Annotated in this window: 25 protein-coding genes and 1 other annotated feature; of the genes, 5 read left to right on the top strand and 20 right to left on the bottom strand. The window is 60.3% G+C overall.

Going from position 1 to position 26,135, the window contains the following annotated elements:
• Positions 1-18: 18 nt before the first annotated feature.
• Both A6764_RS08405 and A6764_RS08400 read right to left on the bottom strand, forming a co-directional pair.
• A complete protein-coding gene (locus A6764_RS08405) occupies positions 19-3,537 on the bottom strand; it encodes a BadF/BadG/BcrA/BcrD ATPase family protein (RefSeq protein WP_255309645.1) in 3,519 nt (1,172 codons plus the stop codon).
• 183 nt (positions 3,538-3,720) lie between these two features.
• Positions 3,721-5,184 carry an LCP family protein gene (locus A6764_RS08400; RefSeq protein WP_264622479.1) on the bottom strand — a complete coding sequence of 488 codons (1,464 nt, stop codon included), beginning with the start codon at positions 5,182-5,184 and terminating at the stop codon, positions 3,721-3,723.
• A 268-nt stretch (positions 5,185-5,452) separates the two neighbouring features.
• On the opposite strand from A6764_RS08400, the gene A6764_RS08395 reads away from it, so the two are divergent.
• The 4 genes from A6764_RS08395 to A6764_RS08380 are packed head-to-tail and all read left to right on the top strand — an operon-like array spanning position 5,453 to position 7,949.
• On the top strand, positions 5,453-6,046 hold the full coding sequence (locus A6764_RS08395; RefSeq protein ID WP_065066826.1) for a TetR/AcrR family transcriptional regulator: 594 nt from the start codon (positions 5,453-5,455) through the stop codon (positions 6,044-6,046).
• A complete protein-coding gene (locus A6764_RS08390; RefSeq protein ID WP_044899416.1) occupies positions 6,043-6,462 on the top strand; it encodes a hypothetical protein in 420 nt (139 codons plus the stop codon). The genes A6764_RS08395 and A6764_RS08390 overlap by 4 nt, the downstream gene beginning before the upstream one ends.
• A 55-nt stretch (positions 6,463-6,517) precedes the next feature.
• Positions 6,518-7,432, top strand: coding sequence for an NAD(P)/FAD-dependent oxidoreductase (locus A6764_RS08385; RefSeq protein ID WP_264622478.1), 915 nt, complete (start codon positions 6,518-6,520; stop codon positions 7,430-7,432).
• Positions 7,433-7,475: 43 nt separating this feature from the next.
• Entirely contained in the window at positions 7,476-7,949 is a 474-nt protein-coding gene (locus A6764_RS08380) for an NUDIX domain-containing protein (protein ID WP_065066827.1), read from the top strand.
• A gap of 33 nt (positions 7,950-7,982) precedes the next feature.
• On the opposite strand, the gene A6764_RS08375 is transcribed toward A6764_RS08380, so the two are convergent.
• The 11 genes from A6764_RS08375 to A6764_RS08325 all read right to left on the bottom strand — a co-directional run bounded on the left by A6764_RS08375 (position 7,983) and on the right by A6764_RS08325 (position 18,666).
• Positions 7,983-9,377, bottom strand: a complete 1,395-nt coding sequence (locus A6764_RS08375) for an MFS transporter (protein WP_065066828.1) — start codon at positions 9,375-9,377, stop codon at positions 7,983-7,985.
• 16 nt (positions 9,378-9,393) lie between these two features.
• The gene (locus tag A6764_RS08370; protein ID WP_065066829.1) at positions 9,394-10,512 is read right to left on the bottom strand and encodes a mandelate racemase/muconate lactonizing enzyme family protein; all 1,119 of its coding nucleotides are present in this window, start codon (positions 10,510-10,512) and stop codon (positions 9,394-9,396) included.
• 12 nt (positions 10,513-10,524) lie between these two features.
• Positions 10,525-11,286, bottom strand: a complete 762-nt coding sequence (locus tag A6764_RS08365) for a TraR/DksA C4-type zinc finger protein (protein ID WP_029099977.1) — start codon at positions 11,284-11,286, stop codon at positions 10,525-10,527.
• A 190-nt stretch (positions 11,287-11,476) separates the two neighbouring features.
• Positions 11,477-14,263 carry an isoleucine--tRNA ligase gene (gene ileS, locus A6764_RS08360; protein ID WP_065066830.1) on the bottom strand — a complete coding sequence of 929 codons (2,787 nt, stop codon included), beginning with the start codon at positions 14,261-14,263 and terminating at the stop codon, positions 11,477-11,479.
• A gap of 51 nt (positions 14,264-14,314) precedes the next feature.
• Positions 14,315-14,585, bottom strand: a binding site (T-box leader).
• Between the two features lie 55 nt (positions 14,586-14,640).
• Positions 14,641-15,135: a DivIVA domain-containing protein gene (locus A6764_RS08355; RefSeq protein ID WP_029099975.1), complete on the bottom strand. Its 495-nt coding sequence runs from the start codon at positions 15,133-15,135 to the stop codon at positions 14,641-14,643.
• Positions 15,136-15,230: 95 nt separating this feature from the next.
• Positions 15,231-16,004, bottom strand: a complete 774-nt coding sequence (locus A6764_RS08350; RefSeq protein ID WP_065066831.1) for a YlmH family RNA-binding protein — start codon at positions 16,002-16,004, stop codon at positions 15,231-15,233.
• 13 nt (positions 16,005-16,017) lie between these two features.
• Complete coding sequence (locus A6764_RS08345) at positions 16,018-16,287, bottom strand: YggT family protein (protein WP_029099973.1); 270 nt, start codon at positions 16,285-16,287, stop codon at positions 16,018-16,020.
• 26 nt (positions 16,288-16,313) lie between these two features.
• Positions 16,314-16,739 (bottom strand): cell division protein SepF, encoded by a 426-nt coding sequence (locus A6764_RS08340; protein WP_065066832.1) that lies wholly within the window; start codon positions 16,737-16,739, stop codon positions 16,314-16,316.
• 29 nt (positions 16,740-16,768) lie between these two features.
• Positions 16,769-17,467 (bottom strand): YggS family pyridoxal phosphate-dependent enzyme, encoded by a 699-nt coding sequence (locus A6764_RS08335; protein WP_065066833.1) that lies wholly within the window; start codon positions 17,465-17,467, stop codon positions 16,769-16,771.
• 7 nt (positions 17,468-17,474) lie between these two features.
• Positions 17,475-18,311, bottom strand: coding sequence for a peptidoglycan editing factor PgeF (gene pgeF / locus A6764_RS08330; RefSeq protein WP_065066834.1), 837 nt, complete (start codon positions 18,309-18,311; stop codon positions 17,475-17,477).
• A gap of 70 nt (positions 18,312-18,381) precedes the next feature.
• Entirely contained in the window at positions 18,382-18,666 is a 285-nt protein-coding gene (locus tag A6764_RS08325; protein WP_029099969.1) for a YlmC/YmxH family sporulation protein, read from the bottom strand.
• A gap of 80 nt (positions 18,667-18,746) precedes the next feature.
• Here A6764_RS08325 and A6764_RS08320 point away from each other — a divergent pair, with 80 nt between their 5' ends.
• Positions 18,747-19,685: an FkbM family methyltransferase gene (locus A6764_RS08320; RefSeq protein ID WP_141669637.1), complete on the top strand. Its 939-nt coding sequence runs from the start codon at positions 18,747-18,749 to the stop codon at positions 19,683-19,685.
• A gap of 54 nt (positions 19,686-19,739) precedes the next feature.
• Here the strand turns inward: A6764_RS08320 and sigG are convergent, their stop codons facing one another.
• From sigG to A6764_RS08285, 7 genes are all read right to left on the bottom strand, one after another.
• Positions 19,740-20,519, bottom strand: coding sequence for an RNA polymerase sporulation sigma factor SigG (gene sigG / locus A6764_RS08315; protein ID WP_029099968.1), 780 nt, complete (start codon positions 20,517-20,519; stop codon positions 19,740-19,742).
• 207 nt (positions 20,520-20,726) lie between these two features.
• Positions 20,727-21,449 (bottom strand): RNA polymerase sporulation sigma factor SigE, encoded by a 723-nt coding sequence (gene sigE, locus A6764_RS08310; protein ID WP_029099967.1) that lies wholly within the window; start codon positions 21,447-21,449, stop codon positions 20,727-20,729.
• A 1-nt stretch (position 21,450) separates the two neighbouring features.
• Entirely contained in the window at positions 21,451-22,410 is a 960-nt protein-coding gene (spoIIGA, locus tag A6764_RS08305) for a sigma-E processing peptidase SpoIIGA (RefSeq protein ID WP_065066836.1), read from the bottom strand.
• 202 nt (positions 22,411-22,612) lie between these two features.
• Complete coding sequence (gene cobU / locus A6764_RS08300) at positions 22,613-23,179, bottom strand: bifunctional adenosylcobinamide kinase/adenosylcobinamide-phosphate guanylyltransferase (protein WP_065066837.1); 567 nt, start codon at positions 23,177-23,179, stop codon at positions 22,613-22,615.
• A gap of 42 nt (positions 23,180-23,221) precedes the next feature.
• Positions 23,222-24,001 carry an ABC transporter ATP-binding protein gene (locus tag A6764_RS08295; RefSeq protein WP_065066838.1) on the bottom strand — a complete coding sequence of 260 codons (780 nt, stop codon included), beginning with the start codon at positions 23,999-24,001 and terminating at the stop codon, positions 23,222-23,224.
• Between the two features lie 4 nt (positions 24,002-24,005).
• Positions 24,006-25,043: a FecCD family ABC transporter permease gene (locus A6764_RS08290; RefSeq protein ID WP_065066839.1), complete on the bottom strand. Its 1,038-nt coding sequence runs from the start codon at positions 25,041-25,043 to the stop codon at positions 24,006-24,008.
• The gene (locus A6764_RS08285) at positions 25,043-26,047 is read right to left on the bottom strand and encodes an ABC transporter substrate-binding protein (RefSeq protein WP_065066840.1); all 1,005 of its coding nucleotides are present in this window, start codon (positions 26,045-26,047) and stop codon (positions 25,043-25,045) included. The genes A6764_RS08290 and A6764_RS08285 overlap by 1 nt, the downstream gene beginning before the upstream one ends.
• Positions 26,048-26,135 lie beyond the last annotated feature (88 nt).

Raw genomic sequence — 26,135 nt, 5'->3', positions numbered from 1 at the left:
TCGCCCCTTTCAGATTCGTCATGACGGGATCGATTCGCTGCCCGTCTGCGGGAAACCGGTCGGGTCCATCGCAGCCGCCGGCTCTTGCGTGTTGATGCCGAGCAGTTCCCGCCGCTTCTGTTCGATGCGCTGCTGAAGCTCCGCTTTTTTCGCGGCCACATCCTGCAGGCGCTCCTCGTGCAGACTCAGGCTGTGTGCATAGGTTTTTACACGAATGCTGATCGAGCCGCTCGGCTTGTTGGCGTCGATGTCGTGCAAGGCGGAGTAAGGCGTTCCCGCCGTCGAGATAACCGCGTCGATCAGCCCGTAGGTCGGCGCGTCGTGGCCGCACTTGAAGCTGGACAGATCAAGCACCGCGACGTTGGGATGGCGGGCGGCGAACTTGGCTGCCCACACCTTTTGCACGCTGTTGGAACTGAAGTTTTCCGGCCAGACGTCCGTCACCTCCAGCGCGTGCTCCACGCGCCCGCTCTCGATGTCGTCGCGGAAAAAGCGCCGCAGCCACTGCTCGTCCTTGGGGATGGAGCGCATCGAGAGAATGGGGTAGCCCAATACCTGAAACTCTTCCAGCACCCCGTGATTGAGGCCGGGATCGGAGTGGTACGGCCGCCCGATCATCAGGATGGCGAGACGATTCTCCGCTTCCACCTGCTCCAGGATCACCTTGCCCCGCTCCTGCATTTCGGCGTCGAAGAGATCCATCGCCCGCCATCCCTGCTCCACGGCAAAATCGCTCTCGTCCTCGGTGATCTGCAGCACGTCCCGAAACGCCTCGAACAGCTGCTTCTTCATCATGTGCCGCTCCGTAAAGGTGACGGCCGGATCGAGGTAGGCGACGCCTCTCGTCGCAAAGAAGTCGATTTCTTTCGTAAAGGCCGCCTTGATCACGTTGGGCGCCCCCGCGACGATGGGACAGCTCGCCGAATCCATCACGTTCTGCAGGTGGGTCGGGATATGGGTGATGCACGGGAACACGATGCAGTCCAGCGGCTTTCGCTCGTGATGCTTGAACAGCAGGTTGTGGATGTGTGCCTGGGCCACCTTCGACGGATAGCACGGGTCGATCGAGCCGTACTTGCCGCCCTCCAGCCACATCTCTTCGCTGGTGAAGTCGCTGAAGACGATGTTGTTCTTGTCGACGCCGAGCGCTTCAAAATAGGTGCGCCAAAACGGAGCCGTCGACCAGATGTTCAGCACCCGCGGAATTCCGATGCGCATCTGGCCGCGCCGCTCCGCCGCCTCCGCCGAGGAGCGCTGAAAATGGCGCGTATACACCTTTCTCCGCATACCCCCCAGGCCCAGCCAGCCGCGCGTCACGACGACGTCGCTTACCGGCTCGTCCGCCGACGGCATCTGTTCCGGATCGTAGAAGTGCTGGAACATGCGGGTCGCTTCGTATTCCACCAGGTTGGGATAGTGCTTTTTCAGTTCCTGCCGCTTCTTGGTCAGGCGAATGACCGCCTCCTTGTCTTCCACCGTTCCCTTTTCGCAGCTAAAACCGGAGATGTAGCGGGCCGTCTGTCCGTCCGGCGTCTCAGAGTCGATAAAGGTGCGGCTGCAGTGGTTGGGACAGAAGGTGCAGCGGGTGGATTCGTCGTTGCGGGTGATGTAGGTGAGCCCGATCGCTGCGTCCAGCCCCAGGAAGGTGGAATATCCCCGCCGCTTGACGACGCGCAGGGTCTCCATCGCGGCGCCAATCGCGCCCGCTTCGCCGGGATGGGGATGCACGTACACCTCGGCGTCGGGAACCCGCTCCCGGATGTAGTCGACCTGCGCCTTGACGGCCGCCAGGTTGTACTGCGTGCCGCCCTGGAGGACGAATTTGCGGCCCAGCTCGGCCATGCGCGGAATCTGCACGACGTACTGCCAGACGTTTTTCGGCAGGACCAGGGCGAGGCCGGCCAGCAGTTCTTCCTTGGAATACCCTTCCTTTTGGAAATTGACCCGGTCGGCATCGAGGAACACCGCACAGCCGTACGAAAACTTGGGGCTGAGATCCGCCTTGAAGGCCGTTTCCGCGTACTCCTGGATGGGGATGCCGAACTGGTCGGCCATCGCCTGCAGCAGCATGCCGTTTCCCGCCGAGCATTGGTTGGACAGCCGGAAGTTGCGGATGTCGCCGTTTTTCAAAAAGAGCACCTTGATGTCCTGTCCGCCAATGTCGCAGATCACGTCGACATCCCCGAACTGGTGGACGGCGCTCATCATGTGGGCGACCGTCTCCACGATGTTGACGTCCGCCCTGAGCGTCTTTTCCAGCACGTCCGCCGCGTACCCGGTGGCGCCAAAGCCGATGATCTCCAGCTCCGCTCCCTCGCCCGTCACCTTGTCGCGGATCCGCTGCAGCATCTCTTTGGTGTCTTCGAGAGGGTTGCCCTTGGACAGTTGGTACTCTTTCAAGAGAATGGCGCCGCTCTCGTCGACGAGCACTGCCTTGGACGACGTCGACCCACCGTCCAGCCCGATTACCGCCCTCACCTTTTGCCCCGGCGAGAAGCTGGCGGGCGTGAACCGCGGGATGCTGTACGTGCGGCGGAATTCTTCCAGCTCGGTGACGCTGCCCACAAGCGGCGGGCCGGCATTTTCGCCCAGTTTGGCTTTGCGGCCGTGGGCGATGAAGGCCTTCAACGCTTCGATCCCCTTGTAGGCGCCGACCTCAGCCGGCTCGTGCATGCCGTACATGACGGCGCCGTACGCGGCGTAGTACTGGGAGTTTTCCGGCACAAAGATCAGCTCTTCGACGGGGATGTCCCTGGGGTACTGATATCCCCGCTCTTCCCACGTCTGCGGAATGCGCTTGCGCCAGCACTCCTGCAGGAACGGCAGGTATGTATTGGGACCACCCAGGAGCAGCACCCGGTGCCTGAGCGTGTTTCCCCGTGTGAGCACGGACAGGTTCTGCATGACGATCGCGTCCGCCAGCGAACACATGATTTCCGCCGCGGGTATGCCGCTCTTCACCAGGTTGACGATGTCCGTCTCCGCAAACACGCCGCATTTGGCGGCCACGTGGTGCAGTTTCGAATCGTCGAAATGCAGCCTGCCCACTTCCTCCATCGGCATGCCCACCTTGATCATGCACTTGTCGATGGTGGCTCCCGTCCCGGAGGCGCACTTGTCGTTCATCGAAGTGAGGGCTTGTTTGTCCCCCGTCTCTTCGTTCGCTTTGAAAATGATGATTTTCGCGTCCTGACCGCCCAGTTCGATCACGCTGCCCACGTCGGGGTGAAGCTGTTCCACCGCCATGGTGACGGCGTTCACTTCCTGGACGAACTTGGCGCCGACGTGTTCCGCAATCGGACCGGCTCCGGAGCCGGTCATAAAGACGCGAATGTTTTCACGCCGGACGGCGGCAAACTGATTGCCGATCGCCACCAGGAATTCGAGCACTTTTTCCGCCTGCTTGGTATGATGGCGCTGGTAGTCCGACCAGAGAATCTTCCTGGTGCGGGGATCGACCACGGTTGCTTTGACGGTGGTCGACCCGACGTCGACGCCGATGATGAGAGAATCTTGCCCTTTCGCTTCGTTTGCCACCAAACCACACCCTTCTCCAGAAAAATACATTAAGTAGCGTGGCAATGTTTGAAGCAATCTATACATCATGGATATAGGGAAAAAGGGATGTGCCAACAACAAAACCCCTCCTCGGCAGCATCGAGGAGGGGTTGCGGGCAGCCGGCCTGTTCGCCGGGGTGCCGCGTGTCGTTTCTTCGCCTGCTAGTGAAGAACCGCACCGCCGCTCTCTTCTTTGCCGGCCGCCTCGGCAGGAAGCGGTTCAAAAGAGGGCGGGGCGATGATGTCGGGCGGCGGCAGATTGGCGGGCGGCTGCGGGGCTTCGGGGCTGTTCTTTGGCTGCGGAGGCAATTGCTGTCCGCCGGTTCCGCCCGAGGCGGGACTGTCCGCCGGGGCACCGCCCGTTCTCCCCCCTCCGGCCGACTCGTCGCCGGAAGCAGCCGGCTTGGACTTGCCGCCGCTGAGTGCAGGCGTGGAACCGGCAGCCGTTTGGCCGGTTGCCCCCGCCTGTTTGGGGGCTCCCGCCGCCCCGTTTCCAGCCGTCTGTTTGCTTGCCGCTGCCGGCTCTTTTCGTTCCGCGCGGGCGTACTCGGCGACGGCCGCCTCGCTCAAGGTTGCGCCGGTTTTGACCCCCATGGCGCTTTGCAGGGCGGAGCGGACGTGATCCATCTTCTCTTTGGGCCACAGCGTGTACAAGAGGCGGGAATCCCACAGGGCGCCGTTGTCCAGCGAAACCATCCGCTCCGGGGAAAAGCCGGCGAAATCGAGGGCCAATCCGGTGATCTGCTCTTTGGACAGATCGGTTTTGACGTGCTGTCCCGCCGTCTCGAGAATGGCGAACGCGTTCGTCAGACCGTCCATCGACGTCACCTTGTCGGCTACGGCCTTGATCACGTCCTGCTGCCGCCGGTTGCGGTCAAAATCGCTGGAGTCGTAGGCGTGTCCCCGCCGGTCCACACGGTGGCGGACAAAGCCGAGAGCCTGCTCGCCGTTCAGCACCTGCCGCCCCTTTTTCAGACGCTTGTAGACGCCCCCTTGCGGCAGCTCATAGACGAGGTCGCGGTCGACCGTCACCTCTACCCCGCCCAGCTTGTCAATCACCGCGGTGAAGCCCTCAAAGTCGAACAGGATGTAATGCTGAACCGGGATGCCCACCATCGCTTCGACCGTTTTTTTCAACAGCGAGACGCCGTTTTCGGTCACCGTCTCGCCCCGCTGCTCCGCGCGAATCCGCGCGCTTTCCCCGGCGGAAAACACGCTGTTGATTTTGTGGTACCCCGGGTAACCCGGCATCTGGACGCGGGTGTCGCGCGGCAGAGAGACCATCGTCACCTGCTGCGCGCCGGGATCGACGACGGCCAGAATCAGCACGTCGGTGTTTAACATGCCCTCCTGTTTCCGGGTGTCGGTCCCGACAATCAGCACGGAGAGCGGCTTCTTTTTCTCGTACGCCTGCTGCGCTGCGGGCTGGTCCGGCAGCTTGTACGGGTCATCCGTGATCGTCCCCAGGGTGTCGTTGATCCGGGTGAAGCTGTAAGCGGCTCCGGCTGCCAGCAAACAGAGAAACAGGCAGCCCGCCAGCAGCAGGCGCATCCCCCATGTCCGCCGGCTCCGTCTGGCGCGGCGCCCCTTTTGTGCAGGAGCAGTCGCTTCATCCGTCTTCCGCATGCGTCGTCAACTCCTCAATCCCAGTGTACGTGACGTTTGATTCGGCATTTTCTCCTTTTTTCTGGAAAAAATATGTACCATTCTATCACAGTTTTGTCTGGTTTTGTAGAATGGTGATTTCTTGTTCAGTCTGTATTTGGACTTACTGTCATCTTTATCGTCTCGTAGATTACGTACCTCTTGACACATTCCCCGTTTTTCCATATTGTTGAGTACAGAAGACGAGTTAGTTATATAGATAACTAATAAATGAAGCGAGGATGATTCCATGGCCAAACCCAATGTCGTGTCCAAACAGGAACTGCTGCGTTCTGCGCAGCAATGCGTCTCCCGGCAAGGTCTGCAGGCGCTGACGCTTAAAGCGGTTGCAGAAGGGGCCAACGTCACGCCGGGCACTGTCTACTACCATTTTCGGAGCAAAGAACAGCTTCTCCTGGAGTTGGTGCAGGAGATGTGCCAGCGATCCTGGCAGCACCTGGAGACGGACGCCGATACGGCGGACGGGTTCCTGGAGGCTGCGCTCGATTCGGCGAAAAGCCGCTGCTCGCATGAATCGTTGTACCATCGGCTGTTTTTTTCACTTGTCGCCGCCGGCTTTCACCAGGAGAAACTGCGGGCGGAACTGAGCCGCCTGCTTCAGGAGGAAAACGACGCGCTTGCCAGTCAGATCCGCCGCCATTGGCACGCCGAACAGTTGGGAGACATCTCAGCAGAGAGCTGGGCGCTGTTGATGAACGCTCTGATCGACGGACTGGCGCTGCAGGCACTTCTTTCTCCCACGTTTGACGTGGAACGTGCCTATGCCGACCTGGAAAAACTGATTCGCCGCCAGCTTCTGCCGCAAGGAGGGGCGTCGGCATGAACCTCTCCCTCCGCGCGATTGCGATTCCGACAGCGGCTGGCCTGATCGTCTGGGCGGCTGTGACGATGTTCTTTCGTTGGTTTGGGCATCTTATCCTGACGAGCGTACACGATGAGCGGTTTCCCGTAATCTTCATCGGGTTGGAGGGGGCCACTGGCATCGGCCTCTACCTGATCGGCTTGTTGTACCGAAAGATTGACCGTTCGCCCCGCGCTCTGCTGCGGTTCGCCCTGATCGGATCAGCTGTCGGCTTGATGCTGGACAGCGTTTCCCTTTCATTTCACCCGCTGTTTTTTCCCGGGATGAACCGGGATCAGGTACTGGCCTTTACCGTCTGGATGGCATTCGCCTACGGATTGTTTCTGATCATTCCCGCCCTCCAGAACGCACTTGCGCTCACCACAGGAAAACGGTAGTCTAAAACTATCCAAAAAGAAACCGGAACGTTTACGGGAAGCGGAGGGGCTGAGTGTGGAACGCGTACAGGTGCTGATCGCAGGCGGCGGCATCGCCGGGTTGTCCGCCGCCATCTGGTGTGAACGGCTCGGATTGTCCTGTGTCCTGGTGGAAAAAGGAGATCGGCTCGGCGGGCAGCTTTCGGACATCCACAACCAAATTTGGGACTTTCCGCCGCGCGTCTACCCGGACGGCGCGGCTTTGCTGGACGAACTGCTCGCCCATCGATCGATTCGCGCACTCCGCCCCCGCCTGGGGGAAGCGCTTCGGTCGGTCGATCTCGACGAGCACCTGGTCCATACCGACAAGGCGGTGTACCGGGCCGACTACCTGATCATCGCGACGGGAGTGCGCCCCAACCGGATTCCCGCCCTCGCCGGCTGTTCGCGGGTGCTGCCGCCGTGGTTCTCCACCACCTCGCAGGGAACCGCCGTCGCCGGCCAGGATGTGGCGGTGATCGGGGGCGGCGACCGGGCAGTGGAAAGCGCCTGCAACCTCCTGCCCCACGTCCGCAGCCTCTACCTCCTCGTCCGCAGCGATCGGCTGCGGGCCCGTCCGCAGTGGGTGGAGCGCCTCCACCCTCACCCTTCGCTCCACGTGCTGTGGGAGACAGTGGTGAGCGGCTGCCAGGAGCAAAACGGCAAAGCCGTGCTAACCCTGGATTCCCCCCGCCCCGGTACACCCCAAACGCTCGTCGTCGATTGGGTCCTGCCGCGAATCGGCGTGCGGGGAAACATCGACGGGCTGGGACAACTGCCTGCCTTGGAAGGCGGGTATCTGCAGGCTGACGTCAACCAGCAGGTCGGAGCCGACTGGGTCTACGCCATCGGAGACGTCGCCAACGGCGCCGCCTACGCCAGCCTGTCCCTCGCCGTCGGCCAAGCGATGAAGGCGGTCAAGCACATTTCGCTTCAGGTCCCGTCGCCGTAACCGATCGCGTCGGGTTACCATCCGAGCAAAAGGAGCCGTGATCATGTACTCGTTCGTCGATAACTTTGGCCTGCCGGTGACGCTTACGTTTGACCCGGCCGTCTACCGGAAACGGCGCGCCCGGCATGTACTGGTCTTACCGTTTTGGAAAGGCCGGCTGGTTTTTACCCGCCACCGCACAAGGGGCATCGAGCTGCCCGGGGGCAAGGTGGAGCCGGGCGAATCCAGTCTGGCCGCCGCCGTCCGGGAAACCTACGAGGAAACCGGTGCCACGCTGGAGGGAATCGAACGCATCGGCCAATACACCGTCAACCACGATCTGGTCAAGGATATTTACGTCGCCCGCGTGCTGAACCTGGAGGCTGAGCCGCCCGGGGCGGACGTGGCGGAGCGGGTGTTGTTCGAAGAGACACCTCTCCAGGTACGGGATGATCCCCGCTTCAGCCGCTATCTGTACGACGATGTGTACCCGCTCGCGCTGGAGCGGGCAAGCCGCCATCCGTTTGCCGCAACGTGACAGGCATCCCCCCGCTCGTGGGCGATGCCTGTTTCAGCTTTTTCCTTTTTCCTTTTTCTCTCCCAACAGACGGTTGACCAGCTCGTTCGGATCAAACCCCATCCTGCGCACCGCCTCCGATCGCCGTCTCTCCTCGTCGCTCTCCGCCTGGATTCCGAGGATTTCCGCCGCCTGCCGCATCGCTTCCGTCTCCTTTGCCTGCTCGTTCTCCGCTTGCGCCCGTTGGCCGGAAGCCTCCCGGGAATCCTGCTGCGGTTTCAGGAAGAACAGCGCGACCACCGCAAACAAAGCGGTCAAACCGGCTATGGAGTAAAACATCACGCTGCGGGAAATGCCCAGGAGCCAGGTAAACACCGGCGGTCCCACAGCCACGCCGATAAACCGGACACCGCTGTAGAGCGACGTGATCATGCCCCTCTCCGCCTTTTTCACTGCCCCGACGATCATGCTGTTGAGACAGGGAAGGATCATGCCCGTTCCGGCGCTGCCGATCACCAGCACCCCGATCAGGAGGTACACCCCCTGCACAAAACTGGCGATCACGTAGGAGGCGGCCAGCAGGAACATCCCGCTGATCACGAACAGGCGCATCACGCGCAGCTTTTTCTTGATGATCAGGCCGGTCACGTACGCGACGATGCTCATCACCAGCAGCGGAATGGCCAGGAAGCCGCCCTTTAGCACACCGTCGATCTTGTACGTCTCCTCCAGCAGGTCGGACAGGTAAAAGAGCACGCCAAACAGCGTGAACAGGCAGATGCTGCCGATGAAGAACGCCGGCACCAGCCAGCGTCCGTGCTGCCGGAACACCTGCCCGATGGACTGCAGGTACTGGCTGACCTGCATCGGCTGTTTCTGCTGCCTGTTTTCCCGGGTACAGAACCAAAACAACAGCAGGACCGCTCCGCAGATGACCGGAAACGCCAGAAACACCATGTACCAGGAAAACATGGCCAAAAGCGCGCCCAAAACCGGACTGAGCACCTTGCCCAAACCGTTGGATGTCTCCATCAAGCCCAGCGCCCGGCTCTCCGCCGCCCCGTTAAACAGGTCGCCCACCATCGCCATCGCAATCGGGGCGGTACCGGCGGCGCCGATGCCCTGCAGGACCCGCCCGATCATGATGATCCCGTACGGCTTGTCCCACCAGAGCGCCGCCAATCCGGCCAAAAGACCGCCCGCCCCGTACAGGATCAGGGACAGGATCACGACAATTTTGCGTCCAAACCGGTCGGACAGATAGCCCGCCAGCGGAATCACGACGCCCGCCGCGATGGAAAACGCGGTAATCAACAGGCTCGTCTGCAGGCCCGTCAGTTGCAGCTTGGCTTTCATCGTGGGCAGGACGGGGATCAGCATCGAGTTTCCCAACACCATGACCAGCGGGATGCCCGCCAGTCCCATCAGGTTTTTCGTGTTCTGTGCCATACCGTACTCCCTCGCGTCACGCGTATGCGCTGCCATCCCAGCGCAACACATTGATAATCTGCCAATCCGGCTCGACGCCGATGCCCGCTCCCCCGGGCAGGGCCACCTGTCCGTTGACCGGGGTGACGGGAAACAGACGGGTAAACGGATTTTCCATGACGTCCCACTCCACCGGTTCGATGGGGTCGGCATCCATTTTGCTCCACGCCGGAAGACACGCCTGCGCGTATATCGCGTACAGACGAGCCAGCGATCCGTCAAACACGTGCGGAGAGACGCGGTGCCCGAACTGCCGCCCCACCTGCAAATTGAAGCGAAAGCCGTCCACTCCGTCGGCATGCATCGGATCGGGCTGGATGATGTCGACCGCTCCCTGTTTCAACAGCGGCAAATACTGGTGGCAGTGGATCAGGTTTTCTCCGCCGGCCAGCGGAATCGACAGCGCCTGCCGCAATTTGGCGTACTCCTCCGTCCGTTCCATCGGCATTGGTTCTTCCAGCCACATCCAGTTCTTATGACGGGAAAAGACCTGTTCCCACTGCCGGGCGGCGGCCAGATCGTAGCTTTGGTTGGCGTCTACCGCCACCTGGACGTCTGCCGGCAGCGACGCCATCAGCCGCTCGATGTGACGGCGGTCTTCCTGCCAGGAACGGCCCCCGATTTTCACCTTGATGCGGCGAAATCCGGCCTGCACCTGTTGTTCCACCAGCCGGACGGAATGCTCCGCCCAATCCGGCCGCTCGCTGTAGGATTGAAAGGACGCGTAAACCGGGATGCTGGTGTGGTACGCCCCTCCCCACAGCTCGCAGACGGACAAGCCGGCCAGTTTGGCAGCGATCTCGGTCAGGGCCATGCTGACCGCCGCCGCGGAGCGTTGATGCCATTTGCCGATGACCTCCACCAGGCGCAGGCGGTCCGTCACCCGTTTGCCCATGAGGTACGGAACGATTCGCTCGCGAAATCCCTTGTCCAGCGTCGGCAGCCAGTCCACCGCTTCTCCCCATCCGTCGGCCCCGGAGGTCGTGATGATGCGGATCAAGTAACAAGTGCGGTACTTCTTGCAGCCGTTGGCGTCGCCGTACGGCTGCGCCAGCCGATAGAGCAGCGGGTAGGTCTCCACGCGTTCGATCTGCATCTCATGTGCTCCTCACAACAGGTCGTCGCGTCCTTCGCGCTCCGCCCGCTCCCGCAGATACGCTTCGTAATCAAGGAACATGCCCTTTCCTTCCCCTTTGCGCATGTACTCCTCATAGGTGCCGCTGCGCATGAAATTGACGCTTTCCGGACCGTGGTAGCCGTCCATGTCCGTGTAGCCGATCTGCTCGACGGCCTCGACGGACCCGTCCGCCTCGTCGCTCTCCACGTACATCTCCTTGTAGTCGGTCTTGTCGTTGTCCACATAGGAAAACGGCGTGCTTGACGTTCCCCACGCCTCAACAATCTGCCAGGCGTCCTCTCCGTCGAAGCCGTTCTGCCCTTCCTTTTCGTCCAGCGAGGTGCGGCCAAACGGCGGCTGCAAAAACTCCTCCTCGATCGGACGGGACTCGTTGATGTTGGGCGCCGGCGCGTGTTCCTTGCAGGTTTGGGCGTGGGGCAGTGCCTCCAGCCGCTCTTCCGGGATGGGCTGCCCGCAGACGGTGCAGCGCCCGTACGTCCCTTCGTCCATGCGGGTGAGCGCCTGGTCGATCTCCTTTAGCGTCTCCCGGTCCAGACTGTCCAGCGCGAGGTCTTTTTCGCGCTCAAACAGCTCGCTGCCAATGTCGGCCGGGTGATTGTCGTACATGGAAAACTCCTGCAGGGATGTCGCCATCTGCTCCCGCATGCCGTAGTGGGCCTGCACCCGCTCCTCCAGCTCCCGCTTTTCCTGCAGCAGCCGCTCCCTGAATCCAGCCAGCTTCTCCTTGTCCACGCATGCCACCCTCCTCTGTTTGATTTCCTTGATGGGTAGTATGTCTTGCGGACAGTGAAAATAACCCTCGCCTGCCCCTCGGCAGTACCGGCAGCGGTTGGCCGCCTTTTTGGAGGGACCCGGCAGACAAAAAAACAGCCCTGCCTCACCACAGGGGCACAGGCAGGGCCGTACAGCTTGTCGGATGAAGTTATTCCGCCACGTGGGCGTAGTGTTCGTGTACAATTGTCGCGCAGCGCTTGCAGAGGGTCGGATGGGCGCTGTCCGCTCCGACGTCCTGCTTCACCACGCGGCAGCGTTCGCACTTGACACCGTCAGCGGGAGCGACGACGACCGCGATGCCTTCCAGCGCAGCCGCTTCGGCCGGCACGCTGGCACCGTGCGGATGCAGATCCACATGGGCGACGATGAACAGGTCGGCCAGGTCATCCATGGCGGACAAGACGCGTGCCACCTCTTCCGTTTGCGGATAGAGCGCCAGCTTGGCGTCGACGGAGTTGCCGAACACTTTGTTGCGGCGTGCTTCTTCCATCGCTTTCAGCACTTCGTCGCGCACCGCCAGGAACGCGTCCCACTTGCTCTCCATGTCTGCCGCGAAGCCGAGATGCTGTTCGTTTGCCTCCGGCATGTCGGTCAGCTGCACGCTTTCCTCGGCCACGCCCGGGATGTAGCTCCACACTTCGTCTGCGGTGTGCGGCAGGATCGGCGCCACCAGCTTCACCAGGTTCAACAGGCAGTCATACATGACGGTCTGCGCGGCGCGGCGCTTGATGCTGTCGGGCGCTTCCACATAGAGCCGGTCTTTGCAGATGTCCAGATAAAAGGCGGACAGGTCAATGACGCAGAAGTTGTGAACGGCGTGGAACACCGTGTGGAATTGATAGTCGTCGTACGCCTTGCGCACCCGTTTGACCACCTGCGCCGCCTTGGCCAGCACGTAGCGGTCCAATTCGCCCAGCTGCTCGTACGGGACGCGGTCCTTCGCCGGATCGAAGCCGTTCAGGTTGCCCAACAGGAAGCGGAACGTGTTGCGGATCTTGCGGTACACTTCGGCGATCTGGTTGAGGATCGCGTCGGAAATCCGCACGTCCGCCTGGTAGTCCACGGACGCTACCCACAGGCGCAGGATGTCCGCCCCCAGCTTGTCGATCACCTCTTGCGGCACGATGACGTTGCCGAGCGACTTGGACATTTTGCGTCCTTCGCCGTCGAGGGCGAAGCCGTGGCTCAGCACCGCCTTGTACGGCGCCGTCCCGTAAACGGCCACCGACGTGGAGAGCGACGAGTTGAACCAGCCGCGGTACTGGTCCGAGCCTTCCAGGTAGAGGTCAGCCGGCCATTTCAGCTCTTCCCGCTCTCTCAGCACCGCTTCGTGGCTGGAGCCGGAGTCGAACCACACGTCCATGATGTCCGTCTCTTTGCGGAACTCCGTGCAGCCGCACTTTTCGCAAGTCAGGCCCGGCGGCACCAGTTCGCTCGCTTCCCGGGCAAACCAGACGGAAGAGCCCTCTTTGCGGAACAGCTCCGCGATGTGGTCGATCGTCGTGTCGTTGATCACCGGCTCGTTGCAGGATTTGCAGTAGAAGATCGGAATTGGCACGCCCCAGACGCGCTGACGGGAGATGCACCAGTCGCCGCGGTCGGCCACCATGTTGGCCAGGCGCGTTTCGCCCCAGTGCGGAAGCCACTGCACGTTTTTGATCGCTTCCAGCATCTGTTCGCGGAAGCCGTCGATCGATGCAAACCACTGCTCGGTCGCCCGGTAGATGACCGGCTTTTTCGTCCGCCAGTCGTGCGGGTAGGAGTGGGTGATGAAGCCCAGCTTCAAGAGCGCTCCCGCTTCTTCCAGCTTTTGTGTAACCGCCTTGTTGGCGTCCTCGTAGAACATGCCTTCGAAGCCCGGCGCTTCGGCGGTCATCTTGCCCTCGTGGTCAACCGGACAGAGCACGCCGAGACCGTATTTCTGGCCGACGTTGAAGTCGTCTTCCCCGTGACCCGGAGCGGTGTGGACGCAGCCCGTACCGGCGTCCAGGGTGACGTGTTCGCCCAGGATCAGCGGGGACGGACGATCGTAAAACGGGTGCTTGGTCACGACGCCTTCCAGTTCGCTCCCCTTGAAGGCAGCCAGCACTTCCACGTTCCCCCAGCCGATCTCCTTGGACGCTGCTTCCAGCAGACCGCTCGCCAGCAGGAATTTGCGGCCGTCCGCCTTCACCACGTTGTACTCCAGTTCCGGGTGAATCGAGATGGCCAGGTTGGCCGGAATCGTCCACGGTGTGGTGGTCCAGATGACAACGCCGGTGTCCGTGTCCAGTTTGCCCTTGCCGTCGGTCACCTGGAAGCTGACGTAAATGGACGGCGAGCGCTTGTCCTTGTATTCGATTTCCGCGTCCGCCAAAGCCGTCTCAGACGACGGGGACCAGTAGACGCAGCGCAGCCCTTTGTAGATGTAGCCTTTTTTCGCCATCTCGCCGAAGATGCGGATCTGCCGCGCTTCATACTCCGGTTTCAGCGTCACGTACGGATTTTCCCAGTCGCCGCGGACGCCGAGCCGCTTGAACTGATCCCGCTGCTTTTCGATGTAGGACCAGGCGTACGCTTCACAGCGTTTGCGGAAGTCGTTTACCTCAATGTTGCGGCGGTCCAGCCCCTCGGCGTTGATGATCGCCTGCTCGATCGGCAGCCCGTGGGTATCCCAGCCGGGCACGTACGGCGCGCAGAAACCGGCCATCGACTTGTAGCGGACGATGAAGTCCTTGAGGATTTTGTTCAGCGCGTGGCCGATGTGAATGTTTCCGTTGGCGTACGGAGGACCGTCATGCAGAATGAATGCGGGACGTCCTTTTGTCCGCTCCTGCACTTTCCGGTAAATCTCCTGCTCATCCCAGCGGGCCTGTATCTGCGGTTCGCGGGTCGGCAGGTTGCCGCGCATGGGGAAGTCGGTTTTCGGCAGCGATAACGTTTTGCTGTAATCCATGGCCTGTTTTCACTCCTACTTGGTATCAAAATAAAAGCCTTCCCTCATCCCAAAAGGGACGAGAGAAGGCTCCCGTGGTACCACCCTGATTGAACGGAACGCATCCTGCCGCAAGCCGGCAGTCGCTGCTCCGCTCCACTCGTTTCATTCGTAACGGGAATGACGCGCTCCCTTACTCGCCCGCCGGACGTGACGTCGGTAGCAGGCTTTCAGTTGTGAACTCCCGGGTGATTTTCGGCGACGGCAGCTGGCCGGGCTTTCACCTCTCCCCGGCTCTCTGGGCAGCGCTTGGTCACGTACTCTTCCCGTTCATCGTTGGTACAGTGATGAAAAGTTTGCAAATATTATAGTACCATCATGGCCTGAACGTCAACGGTTTATTCCGCCAACAGGGCGGACGTCGTGGAATCAGCCTGCTCGAGATCGTCCCACGCCCCGTTTTCCAGCATCTCCAACTGGGCTTCGAGCAGGGTGCGGAAGCGCATCCGATAGACGGAGGCGCGCTTTTTCAACTCTTCGATTTCAATTGCGATCTTGCGGGATTTCGCCAGGGCTTCGTTGACGATCCGATCGGCGTTTTTCTCCGCTTCCTTCAGGATCAACTGCGCTTCCTTGCGGGCGTTGGACTTGACATCCTCGGCCGTTTCCTGGGCCACGAGGATGGATTTGCTCAGGTTCTCCTCCAGGCTCTTGTAGTGCTCCACCCGCTCGTTCAGCATGGCGACGCGCTCTTCCAGTTCCTTTTTTTCCTTTATCAGGAGTTCGAAGTCCTTGATCACCTGATCGAGGAACTCGTTCACTTCGTCAATGTTGTATCCGCGAAAACCCGTGCTGAATTCCTTATTGTGTATGTCCAATGGCGTTAAAGGCACATGAACCCCCCACTTTTCCCGGTAGTCGTACCCATTCTCTTCGACAGGCAGAGCCGCATTTCCTGCCGGATTTTGCAAAATTATTGAGCCTGCTCTCAGGTGAGTAGCCCGACGATCATGCGCAGCCGTCCACTCCGTGTCGGACCGGTCACGTCCAGCAGCTTGAACCGTCCGAATCCGGCCAGCGACACCATGTCGCCCGGCTCCAGCAGATGCGACGGGTCGTCCACCACTTTCCAGTTGACCTTCAGCTTGCCCGCCCGGATCGGCACCAGCGCCTTTGCCCGCGACAGGTTGTACACCTCGCCGACGACCGCGTCGACGCGCGGCGACGGAACAGTGACTGTCTTTTCCGCAAACCGGGGAGCGGGCGGCTGAAACGACTCCCAATCAATCCGCTCGAATTGGACCGGCGTCCGGTGAATATGCGTCACCTGGGAACAGACGAAATCGGCCACTTCTTCCGCGATGACGACATGGATCGCCTCCTCGGCCACGATCATGTCGCCGAACTTCTCCCGCTTCAGCCCCACGTTCAGGAGCGCTCCCATCACATCCCGGTGCTCCAGTGTCCGGAAGCGCTGGTCGGCGGCAATCCGCAGCAGGGCCAGGCGGTAGTCCTCCGGCTCGGGCACGAGGTAATCGGGATGGAGCAGCACGCGCACCCGCTCCGCTCCGTCGTAGCCCCCGCTGGCCGAAACGGAGACGTCACGCACCTGCGAGGTGAGGCTCTGCATGATCGCAAGCTGCCTCGGGTCCAGAAAATCAGTAAGGCGCATGGCCTGCTTCCGCTCTGTCAGCGTCAGCATCTCCAGCGCCCGTTCCGCAAAGGGACGTTCCTCTTTTCGAAAATGATCAAACACGCTCATGCTGTCACGCACCTCACAGCAGCAGTTGCTGCAGGATCGCATTGAGACCCCTGTGGGCGAAGTTGAGCGCGATCAGCGCCACGATCGGCGAGATGTCGATAAAGCCGAGCGGCGGGATAAAGCGGCGAAACGGCGCCAGAAACGGCTCCACCAACCGCTCCAGCAGTTGGCCGATGGGCGTTTCCCGCATCTGCGGCACCCACGACATGAGGACGTAGGCAATGACCATGAATTGATAGACGGTAAAAGCGTAATACACGATGGTAAATATGGCCGTTGTCATTCACTCACCCTTTTTGCTGAGTTCTCTTACTCTTCGACGACACTGGAGATCGTACCCTGGATGTCGACGTGATCCGGCGTGCAGACAAAGATGTAGTCGCCTACCTTTTGAATGTCTCCGTTCAGCGCGTACACCGTTCCGCTCAAAAAGTCGACGATGCGCTTGGCCTGTTCCTTGTCCACCCGCTGCAGGTTGACGACGACCGGCCGGCGGTGACGGAGGTTGTCAGCGATGTCCTGCGCGTCGCTGTAATGCCGTGGTTCACATAGAATCAACCGAATGCCCTCCTTTTCCCGCGCCTGAAACGGCACCACGTTGTTGGCGCGAGGCGCCGGCTGCCGTTTGGTGAAAGACTCCCGCTCCTGCTCTTCGCGCTCCTCTTCCAGTGTCTCTTCAATGTACTCTTCGTTTTCCAATCCCAGGAACCCCATGATCTTGTTCATTACGCCCATGGCCATCCTCCTCTCGTGCGGCGTTTCGGTCATTCCGGCTTAACCAGGACCGACCCAAGCCGGACATATGTCGCTCCTTCTTCAATCGCCACTTCAAAATCGTTGGACATGCCCATCGACAGCTCTTCGATTGCGGCGTGCGGAAAGTTCCATTCGTTGATCCGTTCTTTCCATTCCCGCAGGCCGCGGAAAACGGGACGCGCCTCTTCCGGATTATCGACAAAAGGCGCCATGGTCATTAATCCGACGATCTTTATATGTTTCATATTACTGGTTTCCTGCAAGAAAGCCAATACGTCATTGGGACTAAGCCCAAATTTTGTCTCTTCTCCGGAGATATTGAGCTGCAGAAAACAGGAAACGACACGGTTCAGCGCTTCGCCGCGCTTGTTCAGCTCCCGGGCGAGCGACAACCTGTCCAGCGAGTGGATGAACGGAAACTTCCCTACAACGTCTTTTACCTTGTTGGTCTGCAGATGGCCGATGAAGTGCCACGTCCCCAGGTGGCCGTAGCGCTCGAACTTGGGCAGCGCATCCTGCACGCGGTTTTCCCCGATGTGCTCCACCCCGATGGCCAACAAATCGCCGATCGTGTCGGCGTCGACGTACTTGGTGACGGCGATGACTTTCACCTCTTCCCGCTTCCGGTTGGCCCGGGCGCAGGCGGCCGCGATGCGCTCTTCGACGGCTGCCAGCCTCTCTTTCAGCATTTCCCTCTCTCTCGTCACGATTCGTTCACAGCTCCTTTTCAGACTCTCTCCACCCGATAAACGACGCCATCCGTCCCGTTTTCCCCGCCTCTTTCCGGTGGGAGAAAAACAGGTCGGTCCGGCAGCTTGTACACCATCCCGTACGCAGCACACACTCTGGCGCGACGCCGCATTCCGCCAAAATTTCCTCGTTCAGACGGGGCAGATCCAGCATGTACCGGCCGTTTTCCCGGGGAATCACGGCCGCTTCCCAGCGAGCAGCCGCCGTCCGCACCCGTTCCATGATTCGTTCGTCCACTTCGTAGCAGCAGCCGCCGATGGCAGGACCGATCGCCACCAGCAGCTCCTCCGCCCTGCTGCCGTAGTGACGCTGAAACGCCCGCACCATTTCCTCGGCAATACGCGCCACCGTCCCCTTCCAGCCGGCGTGGGCCAAGCCGATCGCCCGCGACGCCGGATCGAGGAAAAACAGCGGCACGCAGTCGGCATAAAAGGACGTGAGCAGCACGCCCGGCTGATCCGTATGCAGGCCGTCCGTCGCCGGTATCACGTCGTCCAGGCTCTCCCTGCCCGCACCTTTGGATTGGGACGTCACCTGGCATACCCGACTGCCGTGCACCTGGTCCGCGCACGTCCAGGCTTCAAACGGCATGCCCAGCTCCGCCGCCAGCTTGCGCCGGTTGGCCACCACGTGTTCCGGGTCGTCCCCCACGTGCAGGCCCATGTTAAAAGAGTGGTACGGCCCTTCGCTCACACCCCCGGTCCTGAGGGTAAACCCGGCCGCCAAGCCGGGAAAGCGCTCTTCCCACTCCCGCAGATGAAGCAGCGCGCCGCCCTCTCTGCCAACAAACGGTTCGTTCATGTTGTCACCTTCCTTATATGGCTTATGATACCACAGCCCAAAAGAAAAGAAAGGCTCTCTCTCGCCTTTCTTACGCCCGGTATTCGTCTTCCCCGCTGGTTTTCGCCTCTACCCGCAGCGACTCCTCCAGGCGAACCAGAACGACGTCCTTGCCGATCTTGATGATGTTGCGCCAGGGAATCACGTAGTCGTTGCCCGCTGAAAAGAACCCGAGGAATTTGCCCGGTCCGGGGACGACAATCGCCTCCACCCGCCCGTGGCGTAGGTCTATCTCCAGGTCGGATATCTGCCCCAGCCGCTTGCCGTCCAATATGTTCACCACTTCTTTGGTTTGGAAGTCCGAGATCTTGACCATTTTCCTCACCCACTTTTTCTCCGTTAGTTCAAGTATATGACCGGGCAGACAAATATGCCCCGTGAAAAAGCGGAGAAAGATTGGACCGGCGTCACGGCAAGTCGTTTGCGGCGCCATACTGGCCGATCAGCTTGGTCAATTGCGGACACACACTTTTCTTTGCCATACATAAGGGTGAGAGGTTGGCCATGCAATGGAGGTTCTCGGCGGTGGATACAGGCGACACGACCCGGAAACCCAGATTGCTTGATTTTCGCAAAACCATTCATTCCCAATTTGGCGAGGATGGCATTATTGAAAAGATTTTCGAGATCATCGGCACCACGTCAAAAGTATGCGTGGAATTTGGCGCGTGGGACGGCTTCTTTCTGTCCAATACGGCCGCCTTATGGACAAAAGACTGGAAAGGCGTATTGATTGAAGAGGAACAAAACAAGTTTCTTGCGCTGTTGGACAATGTGAGAAACTATTCGTGCGTGCCGATCCTGGCAAAGGTCGGGATCGACGAAGACAACCATTTGGAAACCATTTTGCACCGACGGGGCATCACGGAACCAATCGACCTGCTGTCGATTGACATTGACGGGAACGACTACTACATTTTTCAAAGCCTGACCACCCTCAGACCGCGTGTGATCATCTGTGAATACAATCCGACCATGCCGGCTCATATCGACATCTACCCCGATTACGACAACCACACCGGATGTTCGGTGGCCGCGCTGGTGAGAGTCGCCCGGTCGAAAGGGTATCAGTTGGCCGCGCTGACAGAGGTGAATGCTTTTTTTGTCGTTGAGGAGGAATTTGCGAAGCTTTCGTCATTTGAGACTCGTCTGGAGCAGATCAGAATCGATCGGCACTTGACGTACCTGATCCTGTCATTTTCCGGGGAATACCAATTGGTTTCGCTCCAAAGCGAAATGCCTTTCGAAATCACGGCACCCCTGCGGCACAAATTGCGGGGAACGTTCCATCAGCCCATCCCGCATGTTATCTGCATTAATCCGAAGCGTAAATAAACAGCAAACAAAAACCTCCGTCGCTGTTGGCACGGAGGCGGCATATGATGAGCGTTACGATTGCACGTGTTTTTGCATGTGGGCGATGGCCGCTTTTTCCAGCCGGGAGACCTGCGCCTGGGAAATGCCGATCTCCTCGGCCACCTCCATCTGCGTCTTTCCTTCGTAGAAGCGCATCGAGAGAATCATCTTCTCCCGTTCGCCCAGCCGCTGCATGCCCTCGCGCAGGGCGATCTCTTCCACCCAGGTGGCATCCTTGTTTTTCTCGTCGCTGATCTGGTCCATCACGTAGATGGGATCGCCGCCGTCCTGATAGATCGGTTCAAACAGCGAGACCGGGTCCTGAATGGCGTCCAGCGCGAACACGACGTCTTCCTTGGGCACGTTCAGTTCCTGGGAAATCTCGGTGATGGTGGGTTCCCGCGAGTGCTTGTTGGTCAGATTGTCCCGCACCTGAAGCGCTTTGTAGGCGATATCCCGCAGGGACCGCGACACGCGGATCGGGTTGTTGTCCCGCAGATAGCGGCGAATCTCCCCGATGATCATCGGCACGGCGTACGTGGAAAACTTCACGTTTTGACCGAGGTCAAAGTTGTCGATGGCCTTCATCAGTCCGATGCAGCCCACCTGAAACAGGTCATCCACGTACTCGCCCCGGTTGTTGAAGCGCTGGATTACGCTCAGCACCAGCCGCAGGTTTCCGTTGACCAGCTTCTCCCGCGCTGCCAGTTCGCCGCTCTGCAGGCGTTCGAACAGGTCCCTCATCTCTTTGTTGGTAAGCACCGGAAGCTTAGAGGTGTCCACCCCACAAATCTCTACCTTGTTGCGCGTCACGTCTTTCCCTCCTCGAAGCAAGAAAGTTCCCAACCCGGTTGTCTTGAAAGGCCGCGTACCGACGCATGGCCGGATGAAAGAAAACTCGGCGATGGCCGAGCTTCCGGCGAGAGCGGAGCCGTGTGAAGGCGGTAGTACGAGCAAGTGGCACTGCCACTGTCTGGCACGGTTTAGGAACAGTATCTCCTTCGACTGGGAAAATATGCGCTACACCATTTTGTTGAACTCTTTTCGCAACCGTTTTATAATTCGCTTTTCCAGGCGGGAAATGTACGACTGGGAGATGCCCAACAGATCGGCGACGTCCTTTTGCGTCTTCTCTTCTTCGCCCGCCAATCCGAAGCGCAGTTCCATGATGATGCGCTCCCTCTCCGTCAGCTTATCCAGCGCTTTTTTCAGCAGCTTGCGGTCCACCTGGTCTTCGATATTCTTGTAAATGGTGTCATTATCCGTCCCCAACACGTCGGAGAGCAGCAGTTCGTTGCCGTCCCAGTCGATGTTGAGCGGTTCGTCGAACGACACTTCCGAGCGGATCTTGTTGTTCCGCCTGAGGTACATGAGAATTTCGTTTTCGATACAGCGGGAAGCGTAGGTGGCCAGCTTGATGTTTTTCTCCGGATCAAACGTGTTGACCGCCTTGATCAAGCCGATCGTCCCAATGCTGACCAGATCCTCGATGTTGATCCCCGTGTTCTCGAACTTGCGGGCGATGTACACGACAAGCCGCAGGTTGCGCTCGATCAGCATGCTGCGCACGGCGGGATCGCCGGACGGCAGCCGGCTCAGGAGAATCTCTTCTTCTTCTCTGGTCAGCGGCGGCGGCAGGGCTTCACTTCCCCCGATGTAGTAGATCTCTTCGGCGCGTGCACCAATCCACAGCAGGAAACGGTACCAGAGCAATTGGAGTTGTAGGCGAAGTTTCACATACATACTAGCCCTCCTGTTCGCGTAAGGGAGTAAGGTTTTGGTCATCTTGTATGATGGCGGGGTGCACGATGGCTTGATACCGGCCGTCGGCGGCCAACGGGATCGGATTGAGACCGATCAGCACTTTCCTGGTACAGTAGCGGGCGCCGTTTTGCACGATGATCACTTCGTCCGGCTTGACGGCGAGCAGAACATCCATCCCCCGGGACACGCTGCGGTAGGGAATCAGCCGCAGCCGCGGCTGCCATTCCGCGGGCACCTGCTCGAAGAGGCCGTCCAGGTTTTCCCATGCCGTCGTGCCGCCGGCGATCCGCTGGCGAAGCGAAGCCGGCAGGATATGGGCAACCCGTTCGCTCTCCACAATCATCACCGGCTGGCGGGTAATCGGCTCGTGGAGCTGGTTGCCGGTGTCCACCAGTCCGCGGCAGACGACGCGTTCCCCTGCGATCGTCACCGTCACCTCGGCGAGGAACGCCTCGATCCGTCGCGGCTCCTGAACGGCATGGTAGCTCTTCCGGCTGAGGACGCAGACGAGGGAAAACCCCACGGCAAGAACGCCCAGCGTCGGCTTGAACCCGACGCCGAATCCGTCGCTGTGGAGGGACACCAATCCGTTCAGGATCTCGTTGTGCGAGGCGAGGAAATACTGCAGGCCAAACACCCCGCCGCCGAAGATGAAGGCCACGAAGTAGAAAATGGCGAGATTTTGCAGGAAGGCGCGCAGTCTTCGATTGCCAAACGCGATCCACAGCATGAGGACGGAAAACAGCAGCTTGACGGTCCACTGGTACATCGAGGCGAAGGAAGGGAGAAAGAAAAACACCAGGTACATCGACCCGAACAGAGAAGCCAGCAGGATCCTCCACCATATTACCCGCTCTTTGCGAAAATAGGCCGTAAACCAGAGCAGCAAGGTATCAATGGCCATATTCAGGAGTAGAATGATATCGAGATAGACGATCACTCTGCCTTCACCCCCGCCCGGCAAAGACAGTATATATCAATGTGTATGTAAAGTCTGTCAATTCTTGACCGTGTTTTTTCGGATTTTTTGTAGAAGAGACCAAGCGGGCTGTGGGCGGTTACGGACGGGGCGCATGACCGAAAGCAAACGGAAAGGGCTGTCGCTACGATACGCACGACAGCCCCTTTTTTCGTTTCAATCGTCACAGGCGAAAGGCGCGCGATTTCAGCTCCACCGGAATGCCCGCCGTCACCAGAAACACCTGGTCGCTCGCTTCCGCCACCCGATGATTCATGATACCGGCCGCATCCCGGAACATCCTGCCGAGCGGATTGTCGGGAACGATGCCGTACCCCACCTCGTTGGAGACCAGGATGATCGTTCCCGGAAACGACCGCAGCGCTTCCACCAGTTCGTCCACCTTTTCCAGCGTGTGCTCCATCGGCTGCTGCCGCTCATGTCTCAGCAGCCAATTGGAGAGCCAGAGCGTCAGGCAGTCGACCAGAACCACGCGCTCGCCCGAGCCGATCGCCGGTTCGGAGGAGAGCCGGCGCAAAAAGCCGGCGAGGTCGTACGGGATCTCAAACGTCTCCCACGAAAACGGCGACCGCTCGCGGCGCTGACGATGGCGGCGTACCCTCTCCCGCAGTTCCTCGTCAAAAACGGGGGAAGTGGCGATGTACACCCCTTGTGAACCGAGACGGGCGGCGTACGCTTCCGCAAACGTGCTCTTGCCGCTCCGCGCGCCGCCTGTAACCAGCACGATCATGACGATCCCTCCTCTTGTTTCGGACACGCCCGCGATGAGCCGCTATTCGCTTCCCGATTGCAGCAGGATTTGCGGCGATTGGCGCACCGGGTGATCAATTACGATCGGCTGGGTGCCGTACACTTCCCGAATCACATCGGCGCGCACAATCTCCCGCGGGGTTCCGATCCGGCACGGCCGCCCCTTTTGCAGCAGGAGGAGCCGGTCGCAGTACAGCGACGCCAGATTCAAATCGTGCAGGACGGCGATCACGGTCACGCCCTCCTTTCGCTGCCAGGCGCGGACCATATCCATGAGCTGCACCTGATAGCCGATGTCCAGGTACGTCGTCGGCTCGTCCAGGAGCAGAAGCCGGGGCTGCTGGGCCATCGCCTTGGCCAAGGCCACCCGCTGCTTCTCTCCCCCGCTCAGCCATTCCAGCGTGCGGTGCTGCAGGTCGCTCAATCCGAGCATCTGGATGATTGCGTCAATCAACTGGGCGGCATCCTCCCGCTCTTCCCCGAGCCAATTCTGAAACGGAAACCGGCCCATTTCCACCACGTCCCTGACCGTAAAGCCGACGGCCGGCAGGGGCTCCTGCTGCAGCACGGCAATCCGGCGGGCCCGCTCCTTGCGCGAGTGCGCTTCGATCGGCCGGCCGTCCAGCCAGATGTGCCCCGCATCGGGGGATTCAACGCCGGACAAGAGCTTCAACAAGGTGGATTTCCCGCTGCCGTTGGGGCCGATGATGCCGAAACATTCTCCGCTTTCCACCGAAAAATGAACGTTGTGCAGGATCGGAATGCCGTCGTACGCCTTTCCCACTCCGTCGACCCGTACCATCCGTCTACCTCCTCGCCAGCCGTTTGTTTTTCTTCAGCAGATAGGCAAAGAACGGCGCGCCCAGAAAGGCGGTGACCACCCCAAGCGGAATCTCCGTCGGGGCCAGGATCGTTCGTGCCAGCGTGTCCGCCCACAGCACATACGCGCCACCGTAAATCACCGACAACGGCAGCAGCAGGCGGTAGTCCGGCCCCGCCAGCAGGCGAACCAGATGGGGCACCACCAATCCGACAAAGCCGACGACCCCGGCGATGGAGACGGCAGCGGCGGTCAGCAAAGCGGACACGCACAAGACCACCAGTTTCGTCCGTTCCACATGAACCCCCAGGTGAGCGGCCTGCCGTTCGCCCAGCGCAAACAGGTTTAACGTCCGGCTGTAAGCGGCCAGCACGACCAGTCCGCCACAGAGGTAGGGAACCAGCACGGACGAAAACGCCCATCCCCGGTACGCCAGGCTGCCCATCAGCCAGAAGACGATCTCGTTCACCACCTGGTCGGAGAGCGAGACCATGAACGAGACCAGCGACCCCAGGAACGCCTGGATGACGACGCCCGACAGCAGCAGGGTTTCGACGTGAAACGTGCCGTTCGTGTTGGCCAGCCGGAGGACCGCCCACAGACTGCCCATGCCGGTCAAAAAAGCGGCGATCGGAACGGTCCATTGGCCGAGCAGGACAAACTGGTAGCCGAACAGGATGAGGAAAGCGGCGCCGACGGCAGACCCCGAAGCGACTCCCAGCGTGTAGGGATCGGCCAAAGGATTGCGCAGAACGCCCTGAAAACCGGCGCCGGCCAGCGACAGACAGGCCCCGACGAGAACAGCCAGCATGATCCGGGGAAAACGCACTTTCATCACGATCTGCTCGGACGACGCCGGCCAATCGACGGGGACATGCTGGCCGATCACCGGAAGCTGATGAAGCAGGATGGCCCAGACCTGCGCGAGGGGCAGTTGGGCCGCTCCCAGCGACAAGCTGACCACGACCGACAGGAAAAGGAGCAGGCAGCCTGCTCCTCCCCACAGAAACAATCGCGTTCTCATCATTTCACCCGATCCGGGTAAATCGCTTTGGCCACCTCATACAGCCCCTGGGTAATCCGGGGGCCCGGGCGGGACAGCAGATTCTGGTCAACGCCGACGACCCGCTGATCGCGAACGGCCTTCATCTTGTCCCAACCGCTCCGCTTGCGGATGATCTGCTCCAGGGTCTGGCCGCTTTTCTCATCCGTCACGCCGCTCGCGTACAGAATCACGTCCGGGTCTTCTTTCAGCACCTTCTCCTCGCTGATCGGATTCCAGCCTTCCATGTCGGCGGCGATGTTGACGCCTCCCGCCAGCGTGATCAGCTCGTCCATGAATTCGCCCTTTCCGACGGTCCAGCCGGGCGCGAATTCGACGTACACCTTTTTCCGCTCGTTCGGCTTGACGTCCTGCACGGCGTTTTTCACCCGCTGGATGTCTTCCTTCATCCGCGCGACCACCGCCTCCGCCTGTTCCTGCCGGTTGGTAATCTGCCCGATCAGCAGGATGTTGTTCATGATGTCCGCCGTCGTGCGGGGGTTGGTCTTCCAGACGACCAGGCCAAGCGAGCGCAGCTTTTCCGCCACCTGGTCCTGCATGGAAATGCCCGTAATCACCAGGTCCGGCCGCTGGGCGATGATCGCCTCCTCGTTGGGGTTGACCACGCCCCCCACTTTCGGCTTGGCTTTGGCTTCCTCAGGGTAATCGTCGTAGTCAGAGACGGCCACCACGCGGTCGCCAAGCCCCAGGGCAAACAAGATTTCCGTTTCGGCCGGGGACGTGGAGACAATCCGCTCCGGGGCCTTGGCAAAGGTATGGGCGGTCCCGGTCGCATCCTTCACGGTGAGGGGATAGCTCGTCTGTTTGGCGCCTGGAGAAGTTGTCTGGCCGGACTTCTGTTCTGTGCCGGCCGCCGCCGGCGTGGGCACCTGCTCCGGGCCGCCCGCGGTTTGTCCGCTGCCGCCGCAGCCGCCAAGCAGCGCCATTACCAGCGCACCCATTACGAGCCACAGGGATCGTTTCATCGTTCACTCTTCCTTTCCGTATGTATGAAAACCTTCTGACAGCCTGCCGCAAAGCGAAAAAACCCTTTGCATCCGCCGGGAAACAAAG

This window comes from Brevibacillus sp. WF146 (genome assembly GCF_001673705.2).
Lineage (GTDB): Bacteria > Bacillota > Bacilli > Brevibacillales > Brevibacillaceae > Brevibacillus > Brevibacillus thermoruber.
This window is presented reverse-complemented; position numbering and strand designations above follow the sequence as displayed.

What these genes read in the sequence shown, in the direction of transcription:
- A6764_RS08295 (WP_065066838.1), bottom strand. Translation starts at nt 24,001, where the DNA reads ATGGTACGGGTCGACGGAGTGGGAAAGGCGTACGACGGCATTCCGATC.
- A6764_RS08350 (WP_065066831.1), bottom strand. Translation starts at nt 16,004, where the DNA reads ATGAGCGTGTTTGATCATTTTCGAAAAGAGGAACGTCCCTTTGCGGAA.
- A6764_RS08395 (WP_065066826.1), top strand. Translation starts at nt 5,453, where the DNA reads ATGGCCAAACCCAATGTCGTGTCCAAACAGGAACTGCTGCGTTCTGCG.
- ileS (WP_065066830.1), bottom strand. Translation starts at nt 14,263, where the DNA reads ATGGATTACAGCAAAACGTTATCGCTGCCGAAAACCGACTTCCCCATG.
- A6764_RS08325 (WP_029099969.1), bottom strand. Translation starts at nt 18,666, where the DNA reads ATGGTCAAGATCTCGGACTTCCAAACCAAAGAAGTGGTGAACATATTG.
- sigE (WP_029099967.1), bottom strand. Translation starts at nt 21,449, where the DNA reads ATGTATGTGAAACTTCGCCTACAACTCCAATTGCTCTGGTACCGTTTC.
- A6764_RS08400 (WP_264622479.1), bottom strand. Translation starts at nt 5,184, where the DNA reads ATGCGGAAGACGGATGAAGCGACTGCTCCTGCACAAAAGGGGCGCCGC.
- A6764_RS08370 (WP_065066829.1), bottom strand. Translation starts at nt 10,512, where the DNA reads ATGCAGATCGAACGCGTGGAGACCTACCCGCTGCTCTATCGGCTGGCG.
- A6764_RS08345 (WP_029099973.1), bottom strand. Translation starts at nt 16,287, where the DNA reads ATGACAACGGCCATATTTACCATCGTGTATTACGCTTTTACCGTCTAT.
- A6764_RS08285 (WP_065066840.1), bottom strand. Translation starts at nt 26,047, where the DNA reads ATGAAACGATCCCTGTGGCTCGTAATGGGTGCGCTGGTAATGGCGCTG.
- cobU (WP_065066837.1), bottom strand. Translation starts at nt 23,179, where the DNA reads ATGATCGTGCTGGTTACAGGCGGCGCGCGGAGCGGCAAGAGCACGTTT.
- pgeF (WP_065066834.1), bottom strand. Translation starts at nt 18,311, where the DNA reads ATGAACGAACCGTTTGTTGGCAGAGAGGGCGGCGCGCTGCTTCATCTG.
- A6764_RS08390 (WP_044899416.1), top strand. Translation starts at nt 6,043, where the DNA reads ATGAACCTCTCCCTCCGCGCGATTGCGATTCCGACAGCGGCTGGCCTG.
- A6764_RS08375 (WP_065066828.1), bottom strand. Translation starts at nt 9,377, where the DNA reads ATGGCACAGAACACGAAAAACCTGATGGGACTGGCGGGCATCCCGCTG.
- A6764_RS08340 (WP_065066832.1), bottom strand. Translation starts at nt 16,739, where the DNA reads ATGGGCGTAATGAACAAGATCATGGGGTTCCTGGGATTGGAAAACGAA.
- A6764_RS08290 (WP_065066839.1), bottom strand. Translation starts at nt 25,043, where the DNA reads ATGAGAACGCGATTGTTTCTGTGGGGAGGAGCAGGCTGCCTGCTCCTT.
- A6764_RS08380 (WP_065066827.1), top strand. Translation starts at nt 7,476, where the DNA reads ATGTACTCGTTCGTCGATAACTTTGGCCTGCCGGTGACGCTTACGTTT.